General features: G+C 67.0%; 21 protein-coding genes and 1 pseudogene. 9 read left to right on the top strand and 13 right to left on the bottom strand.

The window, feature by feature from the left end; translation table 11 throughout:
* Positions 1-58: 58 nt before the first annotated feature.
* From VFH65_RS05870 to VFH65_RS05860, 3 genes are read left to right on the top strand one after another with little or no spacing between them, the layout of a single operon-like run.
* Positions 59-361, top strand: coding sequence for a DUF3349 domain-containing protein (locus VFH65_RS05870; RefSeq protein WP_353320210.1), 303 nt, complete (start codon positions 59-61; stop codon positions 359-361).
* Between the two features lie 47 nt (positions 362-408).
* Positions 409-1,500 (top strand): o-succinylbenzoate--CoA ligase, encoded by a 1,092-nt coding sequence (gene menE, locus VFH65_RS05865; RefSeq protein WP_353320209.1) that lies wholly within the window; start codon positions 409-411, stop codon positions 1,498-1,500.
* A gap of 45 nt (positions 1,501-1,545) precedes the next feature.
* Entirely contained in the window at positions 1,546-2,163 is a 618-nt protein-coding gene (locus tag VFH65_RS05860) for a pyridoxamine 5'-phosphate oxidase family protein (RefSeq protein WP_353320208.1), read from the top strand.
* Between the two features lie 13 nt (positions 2,164-2,176).
* On the opposite strand, the gene VFH65_RS05855 is transcribed toward VFH65_RS05860, so the two are convergent.
* A complete protein-coding gene (locus tag VFH65_RS05855) occupies positions 2,177-2,767 on the bottom strand; it encodes a TetR/AcrR family transcriptional regulator (RefSeq protein WP_353320207.1) in 591 nt (196 codons plus the stop codon).
* 68 nt (positions 2,768-2,835) lie between these two features.
* On the opposite strand from VFH65_RS05855, the gene VFH65_RS05850 reads away from it, so the two are divergent.
* The 3 genes and pseudogenes from VFH65_RS05850 to VFH65_RS05840 all read left to right on the top strand — a co-directional run bounded on the left by VFH65_RS05850 (position 2,836) and on the right by VFH65_RS05840 (position 6,091).
* On the top strand, positions 2,836-4,191 hold the full coding sequence (locus VFH65_RS05850) for a hypothetical protein (protein ID WP_353320206.1): 1,356 nt from the start codon (positions 2,836-2,838) through the stop codon (positions 4,189-4,191).
* A gap of 112 nt (positions 4,192-4,303) precedes the next feature.
* Positions 4,304-5,580: pseudogene (locus VFH65_RS05845) on the top strand (molybdopterin-dependent oxidoreductase).
* A 1-nt stretch (position 5,581) separates the two neighbouring features.
* Positions 5,582-6,091 (top strand): hypothetical protein, encoded by a 510-nt coding sequence (locus tag VFH65_RS05840; protein WP_353320205.1) that lies wholly within the window; start codon positions 5,582-5,584, stop codon positions 6,089-6,091.
* Here the strand turns inward: VFH65_RS05840 and VFH65_RS05835 are convergent.
* Genes VFH65_RS05835 through VFH65_RS05825 form a run of 3 tightly spaced genes read right to left on the bottom strand, consistent with a single transcriptional unit; the run spans position 6,072 to position 8,015 of the window.
* Entirely contained in the window at positions 6,072-6,701 is a 630-nt protein-coding gene (locus VFH65_RS05835; protein ID WP_353320229.1) for a methyltransferase domain-containing protein, read from the bottom strand. The genes VFH65_RS05840 and VFH65_RS05835 overlap by 20 nt on opposite strands.
* 1 nt (position 6,702) lies before the next feature.
* A complete protein-coding gene (locus VFH65_RS05830; protein ID WP_353320204.1) occupies positions 6,703-7,368 on the bottom strand; it encodes a TIGR04282 family arsenosugar biosynthesis glycosyltransferase in 666 nt (221 codons plus the stop codon).
* Positions 7,365-8,015 (bottom strand): glycosyltransferase family 2 protein, encoded by a 651-nt coding sequence (locus VFH65_RS05825; protein WP_353320203.1) that lies wholly within the window; start codon positions 8,013-8,015, stop codon positions 7,365-7,367. Before VFH65_RS05825 ends, VFH65_RS05830 begins: the two co-directional genes overlap by 4 nt.
* A gap of 103 nt (positions 8,016-8,118) precedes the next feature.
* Here VFH65_RS05825 and VFH65_RS05820 point away from each other — a divergent pair, with 103 nt between their 5' ends.
* Together VFH65_RS05820 and VFH65_RS05815 are read left to right on the top strand one after the other, a co-directional pair.
* Positions 8,119-8,799, top strand: a complete 681-nt coding sequence (locus tag VFH65_RS05820) for a response regulator transcription factor (protein WP_353320202.1) — start codon at positions 8,119-8,121, stop codon at positions 8,797-8,799.
* Complete coding sequence (locus VFH65_RS05815; protein ID WP_353320201.1) at positions 8,789-9,814, top strand: sensor histidine kinase; 1,026 nt, start codon at positions 8,789-8,791, stop codon at positions 9,812-9,814. The genes VFH65_RS05820 and VFH65_RS05815 overlap by 11 nt, the downstream gene beginning before the upstream one ends.
* An 82-nt stretch (positions 9,815-9,896) precedes the next feature.
* On the opposite strand, the gene VFH65_RS05810 is transcribed toward VFH65_RS05815, so the two are convergent.
* The 9 genes from VFH65_RS05810 to VFH65_RS05770 are packed head-to-tail and all read right to left on the bottom strand — an operon-like array spanning position 9,897 to position 15,709.
* The gene (locus tag VFH65_RS05810) at positions 9,897-10,433 is read right to left on the bottom strand and encodes a DinB family protein (RefSeq protein ID WP_353320200.1); all 537 of its coding nucleotides are present in this window, start codon (positions 10,431-10,433) and stop codon (positions 9,897-9,899) included.
* A 6-nt stretch (positions 10,434-10,439) separates the two neighbouring features.
* On the bottom strand, positions 10,440-11,000 hold the full coding sequence (merB, locus tag VFH65_RS05805) for an organomercurial lyase MerB (RefSeq protein ID WP_353320199.1): 561 nt from the start codon (positions 10,998-11,000) through the stop codon (positions 10,440-10,442).
* Complete coding sequence (locus VFH65_RS05800) at positions 10,997-11,254, bottom strand: alkylmercury lyase (protein ID WP_353320198.1); 258 nt, start codon at positions 11,252-11,254, stop codon at positions 10,997-10,999. The genes merB and VFH65_RS05800 overlap by 4 nt, the downstream gene beginning before the upstream one ends.
* A 6-nt stretch (positions 11,255-11,260) precedes the next feature.
* Positions 11,261-11,680, bottom strand: coding sequence for a MerR family DNA-binding protein (locus tag VFH65_RS05795; protein ID WP_353320197.1), 420 nt, complete (start codon positions 11,678-11,680; stop codon positions 11,261-11,263).
* Between the two features lie 41 nt (positions 11,681-11,721).
* Positions 11,722-12,849 carry a nitronate monooxygenase gene (locus tag VFH65_RS05790; RefSeq protein ID WP_353320196.1) on the bottom strand — a complete coding sequence of 376 codons (1,128 nt, stop codon included), beginning with the start codon at positions 12,847-12,849 and terminating at the stop codon, positions 11,722-11,724.
* Positions 12,850-12,862: 13 nt separating this feature from the next.
* Complete coding sequence (locus tag VFH65_RS05785; RefSeq protein ID WP_353320195.1) at positions 12,863-13,678, bottom strand: alpha/beta hydrolase; 816 nt, start codon at positions 13,676-13,678, stop codon at positions 12,863-12,865.
* Positions 13,679-14,710, bottom strand: coding sequence for an NAD-dependent epimerase/dehydratase family protein (locus tag VFH65_RS05780; RefSeq protein ID WP_353320194.1), 1,032 nt, complete (start codon positions 14,708-14,710; stop codon positions 13,679-13,681).
* The gene (locus tag VFH65_RS05775) at positions 14,707-15,483 is read right to left on the bottom strand and encodes an S-methyl-5'-thioadenosine phosphorylase (protein WP_353320193.1); all 777 of its coding nucleotides are present in this window, start codon (positions 15,481-15,483) and stop codon (positions 14,707-14,709) included. The genes VFH65_RS05780 and VFH65_RS05775 overlap by 4 nt, the downstream gene beginning before the upstream one ends.
* A 7-nt stretch (positions 15,484-15,490) precedes the next feature.
* Positions 15,491-15,709, bottom strand: a complete 219-nt coding sequence (locus VFH65_RS05770) for a hypothetical protein (protein ID WP_353320192.1) — start codon at positions 15,707-15,709, stop codon at positions 15,491-15,493.
* 44 nt (positions 15,710-15,753) lie between these two features.
* Here VFH65_RS05770 and VFH65_RS05765 point away from each other — a divergent pair.
* A partial coding sequence (locus VFH65_RS05765) for a hypothetical protein (RefSeq protein WP_353320228.1) occupies positions 15,754-15,824 on the top strand: 71 nt, incomplete at its 3' end.

Genomic DNA, 15,824 nt, shown 5'->3' with positions numbered 1-15,824 from the left:
ATTAGCATCATGCGATCGTTGACAGGCAGACCACTATGCGACACGCGGGGAGGGCTCGGTGACCAGGTTTCTGGCCAAGATCGTCGCGTGGATCACGGCCGGCTATCCCGAAGGAGTGCCAGGCCCAGATCGCGTGCCGCTGTTCTCTCTCTTGCGGCGGCGGTTGACCGACGAGGAGGTCAAGACGGTCGCGTTGGAGTTGAACAGCCTCGGCGAGTTCGACGATGCCGATATCGGCGTACTGATCACCCAGATCATCGACGCGATGCCCACGCGGGACGACGTCGAGCGTGTGCGAGAGCGATTGTCGGCCAAGGGCTGGCCGCTCGACGACCCCCGCGATACCGAGGAGACCGAATAGCCGTCCTACGCCCCGTCGCCATCCCGTCAGGCGCATCGGCGCTGTCGGTGTTGGCTGTGGTGGAGGACGCGCTGACCGGGCGTGCGTGTGTGCTTCCGGTGCCGGCCGAGGACGAACGCCAAACCTCCTTGCTGACAAGGTCTTTGCGGGGGGGTGAGGCAATCGACGACGACGTTGCGGTGGTGGTGTCGACGTCGGGAACGACTGGTGAGCCGAAGGGGGCGATGCTGACCGCGTCAGCGTTGACGGCCAGCGCTTCGGCGACCTACGACCGGTTGGGCGGGCCGGGTGGTTGGCTGCTGGCACTGCCCGCCTACCACGTGGCCGGATTGCAGGTGCTGGTGCGCAGCGTGGTGGCGGGTATCGCGCCGGTGGCGATCTCCGCCGGCTTCGACGAGGCCGAATTGGTCTCCGCCGTAGCGTCTATGGGGCCAGGACGCCGGTATGCATCGCTGGTGGCGGCGCAGCTGGACAAGGCACTGTCGGGCGTGGATGCATCGGCGGCGCTTGCGTCGTTGGATGCGGTACTGATCGGCGGCGGGCCGATGCCTGCCGGATTGCGCGAAAGAGCCTTGACGGCAGGGGTTCCCGTCGTCCGGACATACGGGATGAGTGAGACGGCCGGCGGCTGTGTGTACGACGGGGTTCCGCTCGACGGCGTGCAGGTGCGCATCGACGACGGCCGGGTGGTGCTCGGCGGAGCCACGCTCGCCAAGGGTTATCGCAATCCCGTGCGTCCTGATCCGTTCGCGGAGCCCGGTTGGTTTCGCACCGATGACCTTGGCGCCGTTGATGACTCAGGAGTGCTGACCGTGCTGGGCCGGCTCGATGACGCGATCAGCACCGGTGGGCTGACGATACTGCCGCAGTTGGTGGAAGCGGCGTTGGCGACGCACGCGGCGGTGGCGGAGTGCGTGGTGTTCGGAGTGCCCGACGAACGGCTGGGGCAGCGAGTGGTCGCGGCGGTTGTAGTGGCGCAAGGCTGCGCTGCGCCGACGGTGGCCGAGCTGCGGTCACACGTCGCCTCGAGTCTGGCTGCCACGGCAGCGCCGCGGGAAGTTCACGTCGTCGACGAGATACCGCGCCGCGGCATCGGCAAGATCGATCGCCGCGAGCTCGCCGCGCGCTTCGGCAGCTAGCCTGCGGGCGCCCACATCTGTCAACGACCCAGGCATGATGGACCAATGCGTCGTGAAGTGAGCACAGTCGACGAGCTCCGGGCAATCGTCGGCGAACCGAACAAGTACGTGGCGAACAAGGTGCGCGATCGGCTGTCATCCATTCAGCGGGACTGGTTGGCGCAGTCCCCGCTGGGCTTCGTCGCGACCACCGATGCGCAGGGCCGCGTCGACGTGTCTCCTAAAGGCGATCCACCCGGTTTCGTCCACATCCTCGACGACACCACGATCGCGATTCCCGAGCGGCCGGGCAACAAGCGGGTGGACGGCTACCTCAACGTGCTGGAGCGTCCGCACGTCGGCATGCTGTTCGTCATCCCGGGGCGCGGAGATACCCTGCGGATCAACGGAACCGCCCGTGTCCTCGCCGACGCCGAGTACTTCGACGCGATGACGGTTGAAGGAAAGCGCCCCATCCTTGCGCTGGAGATCGACATCGAAGAGGTGTTCTTCCACTGCGCCAAGGCATTTCTTCGGTCGAACGCATGGAAGCCGGAGAGCTGGAATCCGACCGCCGTGCCGAGCGTGGCGCAGATTGCCAAGGCTTTGACGAAGACGGATATCAGCCAGGCCGAACTCGACGAGTACTACAGCGAAGACAACCTGCGCAAGGTCCTCTACTAGCCGCCGCGAGCGCTCAGCCTGTCGGGATCAGCGCGATCATCTCGTCGGCAGCAGCCCTGATCTGTGCCGGTTTGGCACCACCCTTGTTCAGCGCCTCCAGCCCGCGCATGAACGACAGCAGCGTCGTCGCCAAGGCCTGCGCGTTGTGTTTAGGGTCGATGGCCCCGTCACGCTGCGCCTCCTTGATGCAGTCGACGAGCTCGGCGCGCCAGACCGCATATGCCTGGTCGACGTTCGTTTCCACCGCGTAGTCGGTAGCTGCCAGTTCGGCAGCGCTCTTGGACATCATGCAGCCGCGCCTGCTGGTATCGGCGGCGATGGCCTTGGCCTGGGCGCGGATGTGGCGGGTCAGCCGGTCGTAGGCGCTGCGCCTGGGGTCGCGCAGTTGCGTGCGCACCCCGTCGACCGCCGACGTGATGTAGTCGTCGAGCGCGCGCAGGAACAACCCGTGCTTGTCACCGAATGCTCCATAGAGGCTGCCCTTGCCAAGGCCCGTGACGCTGGTCAGGTCATCGACCGATGTCGCCGTGTAGCCGCGTGTCCAGAACTCGTCGCGCGCGGCGGCGACAACGTCGGCTTCGTCAAACTCGCGCGGACGGGGCACGCCTTCACGATACGCCGGTTATGGAATGACTGTTACGTAACGCTCGCGGTGAAAGTAGGGTGGCTGTCGTGCGAGTTGGTCGCAGGGAAGCGATAGCGGTCACCGTCGGCGGGCTGCTCGTCGTCGTGGCGTTCGTCGTCCCGCACCTACACCTCGGCGTCGTCACCCCTTTGATCAACGCGTCGGCGCGGCGGCTCTACAGCTTTGCCGACACGGCGCCGATCTTCGGGTGGTGGAACGCCCACGTCGGGTGGGGCACCGTCCCGGCGATCGTCATCGGCGCGGCAACCGTCGTCTACGGGCAGTCGGTCGCGCTGCGGCTGCCGTGGCGTTTCGTTCCCTGGGTGACTTGGGCGACGGCGTGTGGTTGGGCGTTCTCACTGGCCATGATCGACGGCTGGCGGCGGGGCTTCGCCGGACGGCTCACCGCTACACACGAATACCTGCGTCAGGTCCCCACTGTCACCGACATTCCCGATGCGGTTCGCGCGTTTGCGAGCAGAATTCTGGATTTCCAACCGGATTCGTGGATGACGCACGTGTCCGGGCATCCACCAGGTGCCCTGCTGACCTTCGTCTGGCTGGACCGCATCGGGCTCGGTGGGGGCGCATGGGCGGGCCTGCTGTGTCTGCTGGTCGGATCCAGCGCCGCGGCAGCCATCGTCGTGGCGGTGCGCGCCCTGACCGACGAAAGCACCGCCCGACTGGCCGCCCCGTTCGTCGCGGTGGCGCCGACCGCTATCTGGGTCGCGGTGTCGGCCGACGGCTACTTCGCCGGCGTCGCCGCATGGGGTATCGCACTGCTGGCGCTGGCCGCCCGCTGCACCGTGCGCTGGCCGGTGCTCACCGCGGCCGGCTCCGGCCTGCTGCTCGGCTGGGGCATCTTCCTCAACTACGGCCTGGTGCTGATGGCGCTGCCCGCGGTGGCGGTTCTGCTCAGCGCGACGAACTGGCGATCGGCACTTCGCGCTCTCCTGACCGCAGTCCTGGTAGCGCTCGGAATCGTCGCGGTGTTCGTCATCGCCGGATTCTGGTGGTTCGACGGCTACTTGCTGGTGCAGGAACGCTATTGGCAGGGCATCGCCAGCGACCGGCCGTTCCAGTACTGGTCGTGGGCGAACTTCGCGTCGGTGGTATGCGCGATCGGTCTTGGCAGCGTGGCAGGCATTGCCCGAGCGGTCGACTTCGCGGCGATCAAGCGGCGCGCCGGCCTTCATCTTGTGGTGCTCGGTGCGCTGCTCGCGATCGTCTGCGCCGACCTGTCCATGCTGAGCAAGGCCGAGACCGAACGCATCTGGCTGCCGTTCACCGTGTGGCTGACCGCCGCGGCGGCGCTGTTACCGCCGCGGTCGCATCGCTGGTGGTTGGCGCTCAACGTGGTCGGCGCCCTGCTGCTGAACCACTTCATTCTGACGAACTGGTAACGGAATCGGCGCTCGCGCACACCACATCGACGTGGAGCGGAGCCTGGAGGGCATGGACAACACTGAGCGACGGCCGCCGACCGATTCGGGCGGCTACGGTTATCCCGCTCGGATGTGGCAGGAGCTGGACAAACATCCGCCGCCCGGGCTCAAGCGCGCGACCCGGTGGCGCAGCCCCATTCGAGGCCTGTGGCTGACGTCGGCGCTGGGTTCGGCGCTGTTGGTCGCGTTGCCGATCGTCATCCTCACCGGGCTGCTGTCCTATATCGCCTACGGACCCCAATTCGGGCAGGCGATACCGGGAAACGTCGGGTGGCTGAAGCTGCCGACGTTTGATTGGCCCACCGACCCGTCGTGGTTATACCGCCTCAACCAGGGTATGCACGTCGGGCTGGGCCTTGTGCTCATCCCGATTGTGCTGGCCAAGCTCTGGTCGGTGATCCCCGCCTGTTCACCTGGCCCCCATCACGGTCGATCGCGCAAGTGCTGGAACGGATTTCGTTGCTGATGCTTGTCGGCGGGATCCTGTTCGAAATCGTCACCGGTGTGCTGAACATCCAGTACGACTACATCTTCGGGTTCAGCTTCTACACCGCCCACTATTACGGAGCCTGGGTCTTCATCGCGGGCTTCCTCGTCCACATCGCAATCAAGATCCCACGAATGTGGGCCGGCCTGCGATCGATGTCGCTGCGAAAAGTGTTGCGCACCAGCCGTGCGCAGACTCGTCCCGAGCCGTACGAACCGGACGGCCTTGTCGCCGCCGAACCAGGGCTTCCGACGATCAGTCGCCGCGGTGCTCTTGCCCTCGTCGGCGGCGGCGCGCTGTTCATGGCCGCGATCACCGCCGGTCAAACCATCGGCGGCTGGACGCGCCACACTGCGCTGCTGCTGCCGCGAGGACGCAGCCGCGGCAGCGGTCCAAACGACTTCCAGGTCAACCGAACCGCCACCGCCGCAGGGATCACCCCCGATCTCACCGGGGATCGATGGCAACTCACCCTGACCGGTGGCTCAGCGCCGGTGATCCTGGACCGTGCCACGCTCAGCGCGATGCCGCAGCACACCGCCCGGCTGCCCATCGCCTGCGTCGAGGGATGGTCGACCACCGAAACATGGACGGGCGTCCCGCTGCGCGAGCTTGCGCGGTTGGCCGGTGTTCCCGAACCGAAGTCGGCGTTCGTCCGGTCAGTGGAACGTCGGGGCGCATTCAACCGGGCCACTCTGCAAGCCAATCAGGTCGCGCATCCGGACTCGCTGTTGGCCTTGCGGGTAAACGACACTGACCTTTCACCCGATCACGGCTTCCCGGCCCGGATCATCGTTCCGGCGCTGCCGGGTGTGCACAACACGAAGTGGGTCTCCTCCATCGACTTCAGGGCGGGCTGACATGCGCAGCGCACTGGCTCGATTCCGCGGCATATACGGTGCTCATCCGCTGCACCTGCTGACACTCATCGCCGGCTTCGCGCTCTTCGGCTACGCGATTGCGACCATCAAACCGGCAACGTTATGGAACCCCAACACGTGGTGGCAGTCGATCGCAATTTGGTTCGCCGTCGCGATCATCGCTCACGACCTCGTACTCTTCCCGTTATATGCGCTTGCTGATCGAATCCTGCTGTCTGCTGGACGTATTCGGTCACGTCGCGGCGACGCTCGGGTTTCGTTCGTGAACTACGTACGGGTACCCGCACTGGCGTCGGGCCTGTCGCTGCTGGTGTTCCTACCCGGAATCATCGAGCAGGGCGCACCAACCTACATGGCTGCCACCGGCCAGACTCAAGAGCCGTTTCTGGGTCGGTGGCTGTTGCTCACCGCGGCTGTATTCGCCATCAGCGCAGTGGTTTACGCGATCCGGCTGACGCTGTCTCGTGAGGCTACACCGCCGTCAGACTGACGACGACCCGGCCGCCGATGGGATGAATTCTGGTCAGCGCCAAACCAGCCTTCTCAGCGAGTTCGGCAGCGCAGTCGACGCCGACAGAGGCCCAGCGAAACCATGGGCCGATTGTCCGCGACGATTCGAGGCGGACCAATCCTGCGCGGACACCGCTTGCGGCCGCATCGAATTCGGAAATGCAGATGCCGCCGCGGCCCAGCAGCTCCGCCGCTCTTCGCAGCACGCGAAGCGGGTCACCGCCCAGCCCGACGTTGCCGTCGGCAAGTAGAACCGTCTGCCATCGCCCAGTGCCGGGCAACGGTTCGAATACGTCTCTGCGCAGTACCGGTGCGCCACTGCGTCGAGCCAATCCCACCGCCGTGACGGACTGGTCGATGCCCAGCGCAGGAACTCCGCGACGAGTGAGCTCCGTGACCAATCGGCCTGGACCACAGCCCAAATCGATGGTCGGACCCTTGCACAATCCGACCACCGTGCGGTCGAACTTCGTGTCGGCGTGATGGCCGCCGAGCCAGCTGCGCACAGGCAGCCGTTGCACGCGGCCGTCGTCGTGGCGGATCCAGCAGCGTTCGCCGTCCAGCGCGCGGTCGTAGAGGTTGCCCAGCACCTCAGGTCCCCACCGCACGCGTGACACGGGTGAACCGGCTGCCAGGTGCGCAGGCGCGGCGAACCGCGTCGATGTCGTCGACGGTGTCCACGTCGGCCAGCGCGGGCACCAGGCTCACGTCCACCCCCGTGTCGTGTAACGCTGCCAGCGTTGCAACGCCGGTATCCGATCGCGACATCGGCACTGACCTAAGGCAGTCAGCCATCGCGGCATCAGCGACGCCGAGCACCCACCACCCGCCGTCGCGAGCCGGGCCCAGCACGGCATCGGCCGCCAACAGCTCGCGCGCACATTCCGCGATCAGCTCGTCCGTCACCTGCGGCGTATCCATCCCGATCTGCAGCACCGGAAGCCCTACAAAGGCGGCCGCTGCGTCGACGTGGGCGTTGGCCAACCGTTCGGCGAAGCCCGCGCCGCGCTGCTCGATGACGGTGAAATCGGCCAGGCTGGTTCGTATTTCGTCGCCGCCACTCGCTTCGTCGAGTTCACCCGTCAGCGCCACCACTCGCGCCTCGACCGGGGCGGCGGCCACCGCATCCAGGGTGTCCAGCAGAGCGGCGGCGGCGATGTCGGCGGCGGCTTGATTGCCGACGCGGGCCGCAAGCCGCGTCTTCGCGTGGCCCGGCACCGGCGCCTTGGCCACCACCAGAACGATCACGGGTATCACGAGATCACCCGCCAGAAGTCCAGCGCCGCAACGAAACTGCCGCGCACCGAGCCACTGACCTTCGACTTGCCTCCGGTGCGCGGTCCGTACGCGACGTCGCGCTCGACCACCCGCCAGCCCGCCTGCGCAGCGCGCACCAGCAGTTCGAGCGGATAACCCGACCGTCGGTCGGTCACACCGAGCGCGAGCAGGGCGTCACGGCGGGCCACCCGCATCGGGGCGATGTCATGCACCGGAAGCCCGTAGCGGCTGCGCAGCCGCCAGCAGACCGCCGCCGTTCCGAGCCGGGCGTGCCACGGCCAGCGCAGTCCTTCGACGGGACGGCGGCGTCCGATCGCCATGTCGGCGCCGCGGCCGAGTTCGGCGACCAGCGCCAGCAGGTCGCGCGGGTCGAGTGAGCCGTCGGCGTCCAGGACGGCCACGAGCGGCGTTGTCGCCGCCACCACGCCCGCATGCACCGCCGAGCCGTAACCGGGTCGCGGTTCGACGACCACATCGCCGCCGTGCCTGCGCGCCACCTCGGCGGTGTCATCGGTGCTGTTGTTGTCGACGACCAGCGGCCGGTAGCCGTCGGGCATGGCGGCCAGCACCCCGGGCAGCGACTCCGCCTCGTTGAGGCAGGGCAGCACCACCGTCACGTCGGGCATATCTCTTGACGGTAGGCCAGGCGCGGACGGCGCACTGGGAATCAACCATGACGAATCCGTGACATCTGCGCAGGTAGCGGCTTTGCGCGGCTAACCTCGAGCTGTGACGCGGGTGCTGATTGCCGACGACGACACCGTCGTGCGCGATGTCGTGCGCCGTTATCTCGAGCGCGACGGCCTCGAAGTGTCACTTGCGGAGAACGGCAGGGAGGCGCTGCGGCTGCTCGGCTCGGAGCGCATCGACGTCGCGGTGCTCGACGTGATGATGCCCGGCCCTGACGGCTTGTCGCTGTGCCGCAGCCTGCGTCAGCGTGGCGATCACTCCATTCCGGTGATCCTGCTGACCGCGCTTGGCGAGGAGGACGATCGCATCGCCGGGCTGGAGGCAGGCGCCGACGACTATCTCACCAAGCCGTTCAGCCCCCGTGAACTGGCGCTGCGAGTTCGGTCGGTGCTGCGTCGCGCGCCGTCGCCTGCGGGTGTGCTGCCGCTGGACATCAGCGTCGGCGGCCTCACGGTATCGACCGCGGCGCGATCGGTGACGGTCAACGGCGAGCCGGTGAGCCTGACCAACCGCGAGTTCGACCTGTTGCTGTTCTTCACGACCCACGCCGACACCGTGTTCTCCCGCGAGGAGTTGCTGAAACAAGTGTGGCGCTGGGACTTTGGCGATCTGTCGACGGTCACGGTGCATGTGAAGCGGCTGCGGTCCAAGCTCGGCGATGCGCATCGAGTGCAGACCGTGTGGGGCCGCGGATATCTGTGGAGCGGCAGTGCCGACTGACTTGTGGGAGATCGCCGCGTTGGCGCTGGCGTGCACAGTGCCCGTCGTGCTGGCCGGGGCGATCATCATCCGGCTGGCCCGGTCGTGGTCGCTGGCGGTCAGCATGGTGGCGCTGGTGCTCATCCCGACGCTGGCGACGTTCACCGGTGTGCTCGGCGCGAGCGGCTTCATGATCACCGAGACGTTCGAGCGCACGGTCGTCGTGCTGATCATCGTGTCGGTGGTGACGATCCCCGCTGCGGTGATGCTGGCGCGCTACCAGGCCCGGCGCACGGTGTGGGAGCAGGAGATCCGCGACTCCGAGCTAGCCGCCGAGCAGTCGCGGCGCCGGCTGGTCGCCTTCGTCAGCCACGACCTTCGCACTCCGTTGGCCGGTATTCGCGCCGTATCGGAGGCGATCGCCGACGGCGTCGTGCCCGACTCAGAAGTGCGGGTTCATGCGAAAACAATTGAGCAGGAATCGATTCGGCTCGCCGAGATGGTCGACGACCTCTTCGAGATGTCGAAGATCAACGCCGGCGCGGTGCAACCGGCGTTCGACAAGGTGGCGTTGGACGAGGTCGTCGACGACGTGCTGACCGCACACCGGATCGCCGCGGAGCGTGCGGGCGTGCAGCTTCGGGCCGAGCTGCCATCGGAGCCGGTGCGCGTACTCGGAAGTGACCGTGCGCTGGTACGCGTGCTGTCGAATCTGGTGGCCAACGCGATCGCGCACACACCGTCCGGCGGCAGGGTGTCGCTGGCGCTCGGCGCTGACGAGAACGGCGCGTGGGCCCGCGTCGACGACACCGGAGTCGGCATCGCCGAAGCGGACCTGCCCCGGGTCTTCGACGTCGCGTACCGCGGATCCAATGACCGGGTGCCGCGCGCGGATTCGTCGCTGCCCAGCGGGTCTGGGCTGGGCCTTGCGATCGCCGCCGGCTTGGTGCAGGCGCATCGCGGCACGTTGACGGCTCACAACCTGGCAACCGGAGCGCGGTTCGAGGTGCGGCTGCCGCTGGCTGCCGAGGATTAGTGTCCCGAGCCTAGGCGCTCATCGCATTGGGTGTTTGGCCGCTGAAAGGTGTACCGGTCTAGGTTCGGCTCACCTCTAACGGCTAGTTGAATGACAGTTGACGAGCGTGGAAGTCGAAGTGTCGTCCCGGATAGCGATAGACGTCTTCCAGCGTCATGTGATCGGCGAAAAACGGATCCCAACGTGGCGGGAAATGCATGCCGCGGTGCAAGGCGGCCTCATCTTCGCGGCCGAGCCTGCGCTGCAACGACTCGATAACCCGATCGAGTTTTGCGCCCATCCGGCGACGGTTGTAGACCGTGGCGGCGGCGCAGGATCCGTAGTAGTTGACGGCGTGAAACGGTGCGGTTACCGAGTCGAGGACTTTCGCGTAGAAGCGGCCGACCGGGTCGGGCAGTCGCCCGAACAGCCTCACGAGAATCAGCAGCCGTTGCACCACCATGTAACCGAACACCATGTGGAACAGCAACTGTTCGTTGGTCCACCGCGTACCGTGCGTCGGACTGCCCCAAGCGTCGCGACGGTCCGCCTCAGCGAGCAGGCGATGGAACTCGGCGCGGGCGCGCTCCAGATCCATCGCGATCTGCGCGCGATCAACCGGGCCTGAGTCGGCCGCCATACAAACTCACCCTAGTAGCTGGTTGAGGAGGGGTTGGACGTGCGGGTAGGCGTCGCCGACCGGCAGAACCGATCCGCCGGGATGCTGAGCACGCCAATCCGCGGCGACCTCGGCCGTGGCGAAGAAGAGACCCGGGTTGCAGCAGCTTGCTCGCACTCGGCTGACGTCCACCTCGTCGGACGCCGGAATGAAGATCACCGCAGTCACTGGCGAGAGGTTCGACACTCCTTCATGCGGATCCACCGTAAAGCCGATCACTGTACCTGTTGTGGGACAACGTGACTCGACCTGAACCCGCGTGCCGATGATTGCGGGGAACATCAGGGTGTCTGCGGCGCACCACGTGTAGAGCCGTCTGCCGTCGACGATGAACTGGTGCGGCGTAGGGATGAGGGTCAGCCCCCATCCGACGATGCGGTGCTCGTCGTCGTATTCGATGTCCCCGGCACCAGAAGCGTTGTCAACATCGGCGACATCCACACCGGCAGCCGCGGCAAGCTCGGTCATCGTCACCGGTGCGCCCCTGGCGAGCAGTCGCAAGGCTGCTGGCATCAGGTCGGCGGTCATTTCGGCTCCTTTCGCAGCGCATCCATAATCCGTTGCGCGGTCGGCAGATCCAGCCGGCAGGTGTCGCCCTCTGGCGTTTCGCCGTCGTGCCGCATGACGTCGATACCGTCGACGAGGACCGTCGGTGACGGGTACCGGCCCACGCGCTCGATGATCGGCACGTCGATGCCCAGCGCGGTCAGGCATTCGGTGACCGCGGCCTTAGCGCCGGCGGCATTCGGACAGCCATGCGAGGTGAGAAGCTCGATCCGCATGGTGTATCACCGCCTCACCGAAGCTCTTGCGGCCGCGGCGGTTTCGATGTCCTCGAGGATGGGGCATTCACGCTTCCGGCGGGGCTCATCGCAAGTGTCGATCAGCTGGGTGAGAGCGTCGCGCATGCCAGTGAGTTCATCGATGCGCTGATCGATGTCGGCGATCCTGGTGCTGGCCATCGTCTTGGCCGCCTCGCACGACGCGGGGCCGCCGCCGGCCAGGTGTAGTAATTCCTCGATGTCGTCGAGGGTGAATCCAAGTTGTTGGGCCCGCTTGACGAACCGCACCACCCGTACCGCGTCGACGGTGTAGGAGCGGTACCCCGATGCTGTCCGATGCGGTTCGGGGAGCAGGCCACGACGCTCGTAGTACCGCAGGGTCTGGGAATTGACCTGAGCCTGTGCGGCTACCTCGCTTGTTCTCACTCCCCCAGCATGAACCCTGTACCCGGGTACAGGGTCAAGCCTCAATCCGGCAGCGAGTTGCTGAGCCGCTCCGTCGCCGCCAGATAGTCCTCGATGAATTCGCGCACCACCTCGCGGGTGGGCTTGACCTTGTTCATCAGCCCGACGCCCTGGCCGACGAAGTAGGTCGCCAACGCCTGCGCGCCGGGATGCCCCTGCGACGCCAGCACGTCGACCCGGCGGATGACCGGCTCGGACAGCATCGACTGCAGCGGCAACGGCAACGGCCGCTGGCCACCCTCACGCGGCAGCCACGCATCGGTCCAATCCGAGACCAGCTGCCGAGCCGGCTTTCCCGTCCGCCCCGCCGAACGGATGGTGTCGCGCGACGTCGCAGCCAGCATTTTCTGCACGGTGTGCGGCGCCGTCTCGGCCTCCTCGGTGGTCAGCCACACCGATCCGGTCCAGGCCCCGTCGGCACCCATCGCCACGGCCGCGGCCATCTGCCGACCTGTGACGATCCCACCGGCCGCAAGCACGGGGATTTTGCTGCCGATGGCCGCTAGGGCTTCCAGGACTTCGGGGATCAACACCATCGTCGTGACCTCGCCGCAGTGGCCGCCCGCCTCGGTGCCCTGCGCAACGATCAGGTCCACCCCGGCGTGCACCTGCTTGACGGCGTGCTCCTTGGCGCCGACGAGCGCGGCGACGGGGACGCCGCGCTCCTTGCCCGCCTCGATCATGTAGTCCGGCGGGACCCCTAACGCGTTGGCGATCAACTTGATCGGATGACTCATCGCGACGTCGAGCAGGTCCTTGCCCGTGTCGCCGGACAGGAACGACGGCCCGATCCGTGGCGATTCCTCTGGCTCGATGTCGTGGGCGGCGAGCAGCTCGGCGATGAACCCGCGATAGCTCTCCGGAATCCGCTCAGCCAGCTCGCCGCGGGAGAGCTTCTCGCCCTTACCCTCGAACTTGGCCGGCACGATGAGGTCGAGGCCGTACGGCTTGCCACCGACGTGCTCGTCGATCCACGAGAGCTCCTGGTCCAGCTGCTCCGGGGTGAACGCCGTCGCGCCCAACACCCCGAAGCCGCCCGCGTTGGTCACCGCGGCGACCACGTCGCGGCAGTGGCTGAACGCGAAGAGCGGAAAGTCGATGCCGAACTGCTCGCAGATCGCTGGTTTCACTTCACCAGTATTACTAAGTGAGACCTGTCTCCGACAGGAACCCCCGGATCTCATCGAGCATCCGTCGCCCGTCGAGCAGCTCCATGTCGTTGTGGCCGGAGCCCGCGACCAGCAGCCACCGCTTCGGTTCGTTGGCCGCGTCGTACAGCCGCTTGCTCAGCGTCGCGGGGACAATGTCGTCGCGATCCCCGGCGATGACGAGGACCGGCACTCGAATCGACGCGATGCGCTCGATCGACGGGTACCGGTCGAGCAGCAGCCGCCGCACAGGCAGCCAGGGGTAATGCACGGCGGCCACATCGGCCAACGACGTGAACGGCGACCGCAACACCAACGCCGCCGGCGGACGCTGCACCGCCAGTCCGACGGCCACTGCGGCGCCCAGAGATTCACCGAAGTACACGATCTGGTCGACGCCGGGCTGTGCGGCCAGCCACGCCTGGGCGGCTCGCGCGTCGGCGGCAAGGCCGTCTTCCGACGGGCGGCCGGGGTTGCCGCCGTAGCCGCGGTAATCGAACAGCAGCACGGAAATGCCCATCCGGTTCAGGGCTGCGGCCAACTCGGCACGCATTGACCGGTCGCCGCCATTGCCGTTGCACACCAGCACCGCGGGACCATCGCCGTCAACCGGGAAATACCAAGCGCCCAACCGGATTCCGTCGTCGGTCTCCAGGACGACATCTCGGCCAGTCGGCAGGATTGTCGCGGCAGACGGCAGCGGCCCCGGTGAAGGAAAGTAGATCAACCGGCGCTGCTGCGAAAACATCAGCGCAACCAGACCCGACGCCACGAGTGCGACGATAGCGACAACCCACGCCGCCCGGCGCATCTAGCCCCGCAATGGTGCGAATGCGAATTCGCGCAATCCGTCGCGCGGGTCGACGGCGGCGCGAAAGCCCAGCACCTCGGCGGCGCGGGCGGGGTCGGCGACGATGTGGCGGACGTCGCCGCTGCGGTACTGGCCGGTGACAACCGGGGGTGCGTCGCCGCGGGCGGCGCACAGCTCGGTGGCCACGTCCATGATCGAGATCGGCCGGCCCGAACAGACGTTGAAGGCGTTGAATCCCTCGAGCGCAGACTCGACGGCCGCCACGTTGGCCGCGGCGATGTCGTCGACGTGAACGAAGTCGCGCATTTGGCCGCCGTCTTCGAAAACCCTTGGCACGTCGCCTGCTTCGAGTTCCGAGCGGAAGATCGCCGCGACCCCGGAGTACGGGGTGTCGCGCGGCATGTGTGGCCCGTAGACGTTGTGGTATCGCAGCGCGACCACCGAACCGCCCGTCGACTCCGACCACGCCTGCGCGTAATGCTCTTGTGCTGCCTTGCTGGCCGCGTACAGACTCCGGGGGCGAAGCGGCGCGTCCTCACCGACCAGTCGCCATTGCACCGGCACCCCGCACACGGGACAGCGATGGTCGAACACGCCGGCGTCCAGGTCGGCGCGGGTGCGCGGCAGGGGGTCGACTCCCCCGTGCTCGGGACAGTCGTAGCGGCCCTGTCCGTAGACGACCATCGACGACGCCAGCACCAGCCGTTCGCATCCGGCCGCGAACATCTCGGCGAGCAGCACCGTCGTGCCGTAATCGTTGTGGCTGCCGTACGAGGGCGCGTCGGCGGCGTTGACTCCCGCCCCGACGACGGCCGCCTGATGGCACACCACGTCGACGCCCTTGAGCAGCGGCGCCAACTCGGCCGCCTCGCGGATGTCGAGCACCAGGCAGTCCGGCGGCGGCTCCGCGTCGGGACCGTGGGCGGCGGAGAGCATCGCGTCGACAGCGACGACGTCGTGCCCCGCGTCGCGCAGCGCAGCATCCACCCGGGCTCCGATGAAGCCCGCCGCTCCGGTAAGCAGAACTCTCACGGCAATTCGAAGGGCAGCGAGATGCCCTCGTGCGGCAGGCAATGCGTGCAGGTGCGCTCGAACTCCACTTGATCGATGGCCTCGAACACCAGCTTCTTGAACGGCACCAGGTTCCGTTCGAACTCCGCGAACACGTCGACCGCCCTAACCCCCGCGCCGGTCTCGATACCCGCGTCCAGGTCCGTCACCAAAGCGATGGCGGCATAGCACATTTCAAGTTCGCGAGCCAGCACCGCCTCCGGATAACCGGTCATGTTCACCAGCGTGAAGCCCTGGCTTGCGAACCACCGGCTTTCGGCCCGCGTGGAAAACCGCGGCCCCTGGATGACGACCATCGTGGCGCCGTCAACCACATCGGGCAGGCCCGCCGCCGCGGCACGCAGCGTCGGGCAGTAGGGATCCGCGAAAGCGACATGGATGCCGCCCGAGTCGAAGTAGGTGTCGTCGCGGCCGGTGGTGCGGTCGACCAGTTGATCGGGCACCACCATGGCGCCGGTTTCCAGCTCCTGGGTCAGGCTGCCGACCGCGCACGGGCCGAAGATCCGGCGCACGCCCAACGCGCGCAGCGCCCACATGTTGGCGCGGTACGGCACCGCGTGCGGCGAGAACTCGTGGTTGACGCCGTGGCGCGGCAAGAACGCGACCTCGTGGTCGCCGACGGTGCCGACGGTGATCGGTGCGCTGGGCGAGCCGTACGGCGTGTCCAGGCTGATGCTGCGCGCGTCGGGACCGAAGAACGAGTAGAAGCCGCTGCCGCCGATGACTCCGAGCAACGGTCCGCTACTCGTCCTCGGTGTCGTCTTCGACTTGTCTTGACGCGCGCCGAACCCCGTCGCGAATCTCGAATGCGTCCGTTGCAAATCCACCGATGGCGTTTGCAACGTCCTTGACCGCGGTCGTGATGATCGAGGCCACCTCACCGACCGTCGATGCGCCGGCCCCAACGATCTCCTGCACGGCGTCCTTGCGAATCTCCGTCTTGCTGAGTCGCTCCTCCATGCGCTCAGTCTGCCACGGTGACTGCCCGTGCAAGACTGACGCTCGTGGCCACTTTCGCCCAATGGGTCGAGGGCGCCCGCCCACGGACACTGCCCAACGCGATCGCCCCGGTAAT

It is taken from the genome of Mycobacterium sp. (genome assembly GCF_035697385.1).
Classification (GTDB): Bacteria; Actinomycetota; Actinomycetes; order Mycobacteriales; family Mycobacteriaceae; genus Mycobacterium.
This window is presented reverse-complemented; position numbering and strand designations above follow the sequence as displayed.

Bases quoted from the DNA above. Each gene is read 5' to 3' on its own strand.
- VFH65_RS05770 (WP_353320192.1), bottom strand. From the start codon at position 15,709: ATGGAGGAGCGACTCAGCAAGACGGAGATTCGCAAGGACGCCGTGCAG.
- VFH65_RS05825 (WP_353320203.1), bottom strand. From the start codon at position 8,015: ATGCCCGACGTGACGGTGGTGCTGCCCTGCCTCAACGAGGCGGAGTCG.
- VFH65_RS05785 (WP_353320195.1), bottom strand. From the start codon at position 13,678: ATGCGCCGGGCGGCGTGGGTTGTCGCTATCGTCGCACTCGTGGCGTCG.
- merB (WP_353320199.1), bottom strand. From the start codon at position 11,000: ATGACCGCCGACCTGATGCCAGCAGCCTTGCGACTGCTCGCCAGGGGC.
- VFH65_RS05860 (WP_353320208.1), top strand. From the start codon at position 1,546: ATGCGTCGTGAAGTGAGCACAGTCGACGAGCTCCGGGCAATCGTCGGC.
- VFH65_RS05810 (WP_353320200.1), bottom strand. From the start codon at position 10,433: ATGGCGGCCGACTCAGGCCCGGTTGATCGCGCGCAGATCGCGATGGAT.
- VFH65_RS05800 (WP_353320198.1), bottom strand. From the start codon at position 11,254: ATGCGGATCGAGCTTCTCACCTCGCATGGCTGTCCGAATGCCGCCGGC.
- VFH65_RS05840 (WP_353320205.1), top strand. From the start codon at position 5,582: ATGCGCAGCGCACTGGCTCGATTCCGCGGCATATACGGTGCTCATCCG.